The 4,773-nt window shown below is 34.8% G+C and carries 3 protein-coding genes; 2 read left to right on the forward strand and 1 reads right to left on the reverse strand.

Annotation, left to right across the window (positions count from 1 at the left end; translation table 11 throughout):
* Together ACW2QF_RS08620 and ACW2QF_RS08625 are read left to right on the forward strand one after the other, a co-directional pair.
* The coding region (locus tag ACW2QF_RS08620) for a methyl-accepting chemotaxis protein (protein ID WP_455715594.1) at window positions 1-1,415 on the forward strand (1,415 nt) is incomplete at its 5' end.
* 289 nt (window positions 1,416-1,704) lie between these two features.
* Entirely contained in the window at window positions 1,705-3,186 is a 1,482-nt protein-coding gene (locus ACW2QF_RS08625; RefSeq protein WP_455715595.1) for an Ig-like domain-containing protein, read from the forward strand.
* A gap of 121 nt (window positions 3,187-3,307) precedes the next feature.
* Here ACW2QF_RS08625 and gltS read toward each other — a convergent pair whose 3' ends face one another.
* Complete coding sequence (gltS, locus tag ACW2QF_RS08630) at window positions 3,308-4,510, reverse strand: sodium/glutamate symporter (RefSeq protein WP_455715596.1); 1,203 nt, start codon at window positions 4,508-4,510, stop codon at window positions 3,308-3,310.
* Between the last annotated feature and the right edge of the window lie 263 nt (window positions 4,511-4,773).

Genomic DNA, 4,773 nt, shown 5'->3' on the forward strand with positions numbered 1-4,773 from the left:
CGTATGCACTTGAAATAGTAAAGGGTTTGCGTACTGTGAATTACTACATTACATTTTTAGTATTTTGCTGGGTTCCGTATATAGTAGGATTAGTTGTTTTGAAAGTGAAGGGGCTAAACACAGAGATATATAAGGAGATTATTGCGGTTGGATACGGTATTTTTTATTTATTTGTACTGTGGACAACAGAAACAACAAATGCATTTGTGTTTATATTGCCACTAAGTAGTATGCTTATCTTATATAAAAATCGAAATTATATTCTACGTTGTGGAATTGGTAATGTAATTTTAACTATTATAATATGCATTAAAAATTATCTCTCAGGTTTCAATTCTTCTGAGAATATTACAGAATATGAAATACAATTAGCGTGTATCATTCTTTGTTATGTTGGTTATGTGCTATCGATTAATCATATCAATTCTTCAGATGGTGCATTAATGGATTCGATTAAGGGGAATCTGGACAGAGTAGTTACAACAATAGAACAGGTAAGAAAAGCTAGCAATTCCGTAGTAGATGGAGTAACAGTAGTACGTGAATTGGCTGATGAGAATAGAGAAGGAGCAATTACCGTTGTACAGGGGATGACGGAATTGTCTAAGAATAATGAAGTATTGCAGGAGAAATCTAATTCGACGCTTGATATGACAGAAACAATAAGTACACAAGTAGAGAATGTTGCAGGGCTAATCAGTCATATCATTGATTTAGTCAATGAATCAATCTCCCATGCAAAAGGTAGTTCAGAAGAATTATCTGGGGTAGTTGATGCAACAAATGTCATAGGACAGTTATCTTCTAATGTAGAAAAAATATTAAATGATTTTAAGACTGATTTTTATACAGTTAAAGAAGAAACAGGTACAATTGAAGGAATCACTTCGCAGACAAATCTGTTGGCATTGAATGCCTCCATAGAGGCTGCAAGAGCTGGAGATGCAGGAAAAGGATTTGCGGTGGTTGCAGAAGAAATCAGAAAATTAAGTCTAGGAACGCAGAATTCTTCAAATAGTATCTATACTGCATTGCAACACTTAGAGGGTACTTCGGAAAAAATGACAAATTCTATTACTTCGATTCTAGAATTAATTAATAATACAATATTGAAGATTAATCAGGTTAATCAGAGTGTAACCAATATTACAGAAGATTCTGTACAATTGGGAGAAAGTATACAGGTTATCGATACTGCGATGAGAGAAGTAGAAGTTTCCAATAAGAATATGGTTGTTAATATGAAAGAAGTATCCAGTGTAATGGATCTTATGACAAATAGCGTTCAGAATGCAGATGAGACAACAAAGACCATGCTAAATAAATATGAAGAAACTTCAAACAATGTAAAGAAAATAGAAGAGGTTGTTGGAAAGTTAATGGAGGAGTTAGATACTGGAGGATCTATGGATTAACACTATAGTAACCTAACAATTGATAAAAACATTGAAATCAATAGGCAGTGAACAAAAAGATAAAATTGCTGATATGAACTAAAAACCGAGAATTTCTCGGTTTTTTTAGTTCAATAATATGTAATATTCATAATGGTTCTTAAATTATAGACTACATAGATATAAAAATAGTAAATAAAAGTAGTAAAATATATAATTCAATCGACATTTAATGTAAAAGAGTGTACAATTTAAACAGGTTATTTTGAAGATAAGAAGGAATTAATCATAATGGAAAGTGGGTATACGAATGAATGTTGTAAGAAAGAACAAATCAATAATTGCAGTACTCGTAGTCATATCATTATTAATTGGATTACCAAGTTATGCAAAGGCAGAAGAGACTATTAATAATTTTCTAACGGTACATGAAAAGGTTTTGGCAAATGGAGAGACATTCAATTTACAGGTGCCAAGTGGCGTAAATTACACCTACACAATTGAAGGAGATTATTATTGTATAGGTGTACAAAGGGATGATAATACAAATTCTCTTTGGATTACAGGATTATCAAGCGGAGAAGTTGAGGTAGTGGTTTCCCTTTATGATCAGGACTTCAATTACATAGCAAGCGATTCATGTAAAATTAGCGTAGTTGAAAAAGGGATTGAAGAGGATTCGCTAGTATGTGCAGTTGGAAGAACTGGACAGATACATATATCAGGATACGCGCAAGAACAAATTGGAACATGGACAAGTTCAAATCCGTCTGTAGCTATGGTAGATGAAAAAGGATTGGTTACAGGTATATCTATGGGATATGCAGACATTACTGCAAGTTTTTTGGAAAACGATGGCAGGGTAACAACCTATACGTGTCGAGTTGCAGTTAGTGATCCTAAACTTAAAATGACCACCGGGAATTTAGCAGTCAATTGCAGCCAAGAATTAGAATTAACAGGAGTACAACCTGAGAGTAACGTAATAATAAGAACAAGCAATACATCGGTGGTGAAGGTGGATGAATATTATCCTACAATCTATGCAGTGAAGAAAGGAACAGCAACTATTACATGTGAGATTGATGGAATTAAGTTAACGTATAAAGTGACGGTAACTGATCCTCAAGTAAATGTTCAACTGCTTCCCATTGTTAAAGGTAAGAAGTCAAAGATAGTAGTAACAGGATCGAATAAGAATAGTAAGATAAATTATAACTCATCCAATACTTCAATTGCAAAAGTTAGTAGAAGTGGATATGTAACAGCTAGAAAGTTTGGGTGTACAAATATCCAGATTACTGTAGATGGTAAAGAGATTCTTGTACCTGTATCGGTAGGGAATAGTAAGGTGATTGGTGCATTAAGATATGCTGTGAATGCAGTAGGGAATACATATAGTCAAGCTAAGAGAATGGAGACAGGATATTACGATTGTAGTAGTTTAACATGGAGAGCATACCATAGTTCGGGTGTCAATATAGGGAGTCAATACTGGGCACCTACAGCAGCTGATATGGCAAAAACACTAGTTAAGAATAAGAAAGCAATCGCTTATAGAGCGTTGCCAGCAGAGAAAATGCAGCCTGGAGATCTACTGTTCTTTACTAAAACAGATGGAACGAATAATGGACGATACAAGAATATCTATCACGTAGGGATCTATTGTGGTACAACCGGAGACGATTATGGAACCGGATTACTATTAGAAGCTAGATTAGTAGGTGTAGGTATATTCCCATATTCTCAAACAGATCGTAAGGTGGCTGTAGTAGCAAGACCAACGAAATAAACAAGTGTATTTGCATAGTAATCTAGGCTTGCCAGGCATCCATGCCTGGCAAGCCTGAGTTTAGGCAGGATACCGAATGGAAGGCGTTTTCGTATCATTTGGGTAACCTCAACGTACCTAGTTATTTGAAAAAGTTAACAAAGATAGTTATGATTGCTGAATTTACGAAGTCGATAAAGAGGCAACCAACAATAGGCACTACAAAATACGGAGTATGCACAAATCCATAGCGGTTTGTAAGTTCATCCATATTGGCAATTGCATTGGGAGTTGCACCCATACCAAAACCGCAAGTAGCAGAGGCGAACACCGCTGCTTCATAATTCTTACCCATAACACGGTAGGTTATTGAATAAGCAAAGAATCCTACCAGTAAAGTTTGAGAGATTAACATGACGATTAATGGAAATGCTAAATCGAATAATTCCCACAAACGTAGCCCCATAAGTGCCATAGTCAAGAAAAACGAAAGACTTAATCCACCAAGGGTTTCTATTTCTTTCTCAACAATATCCTTCTTTCCAAAATCATAGACATTGCGAATAATAGCTGCTACAATCATGGCGCCTATATAGGAAGGGAATGTAAGTTCAAGATGTTCTATTAAATCAGATAAGATGGAACCAAGTCCCATAGCGAAGAATAATAAGCATGCGCCATTCATTAAACGCTTGAAGGATAGAATGTTGTGATTCTCTTCATTGTAGTCACCAACTTCATCGGGTTGTTTTTCTGAATTTTCATCTTTAATAGTTTTTAGTTTGTGATTATGAATTAAACCTCTAGCTACCAATCCTCCAATAATACTACCCATAATTAAACCGAATGTAGCGGAAGCAACAGAAACTGTTGCAGCGCCAGTTACCCCCATATCTTCAAGCATGGGACCAAACGAACCAGCAGTACCGTGACCGCCTACCATTGGAATGGAAGCAGTACAAAGACCTAGCAGCGTAGGTAAGTGGAATAGGGAAGCAAGCGATACTCCAAGTATATTCTGGAGTATTACTAATAAAACAGCAAGGCATAGATAGGTAACTACCTTTATACCTCCTTTTTTCAATACCTTAAAGCTCGCCGTAAAGCCGATACTGGTAAAAAAAGCTGTCATGAATATATTCTGCAGAGTTATATCAAGATTAAGGGTAGCAATTCCTGTTATTTTAAATAGAAGAATAAGTAAAGCAAAGATAAAGCCACCAACAACGGATGGTGGAATACAATACTTTCTTATTATTGAAAATTTATTGCGAATGAATTTCCCTATATAAAATACAATGGAAACCAGAGCCATAGTCTTAAAGATGTCTAAATTAAATTCCAAAACATATTTCCGTCCTTTCGTTTTTATGTTGTAACGATTCAGTAATGAGCTTTCTGAAAAACATGCAGTATATATAATATACCAAAAAGTAGAAAAAGTAAATAATAATACCAAAAATGATTTGATTAACGATAGTAATACCTGTAAGTGTCTCCAGTTCTATTAAATTTACTCAAGATGATAAATGAAATAGCGGTAAAATATCTGTAATTAAATATGTGAATAATCCTATCAAACTTGTACAGAATAAACGAGGTAATTAA

The sequence above is a fragment of the Anaerosporobacter sp. genome (assembly GCF_965301125.1).

Coding starts and splice junctions, on each gene's coding strand:
- ACW2QF_RS08625 (WP_455715595.1), top strand. CDS start 1,705: ATGAATGTTGTAAGAAAGAACAAATCAATAATTGCAGTACTCGTAGTC.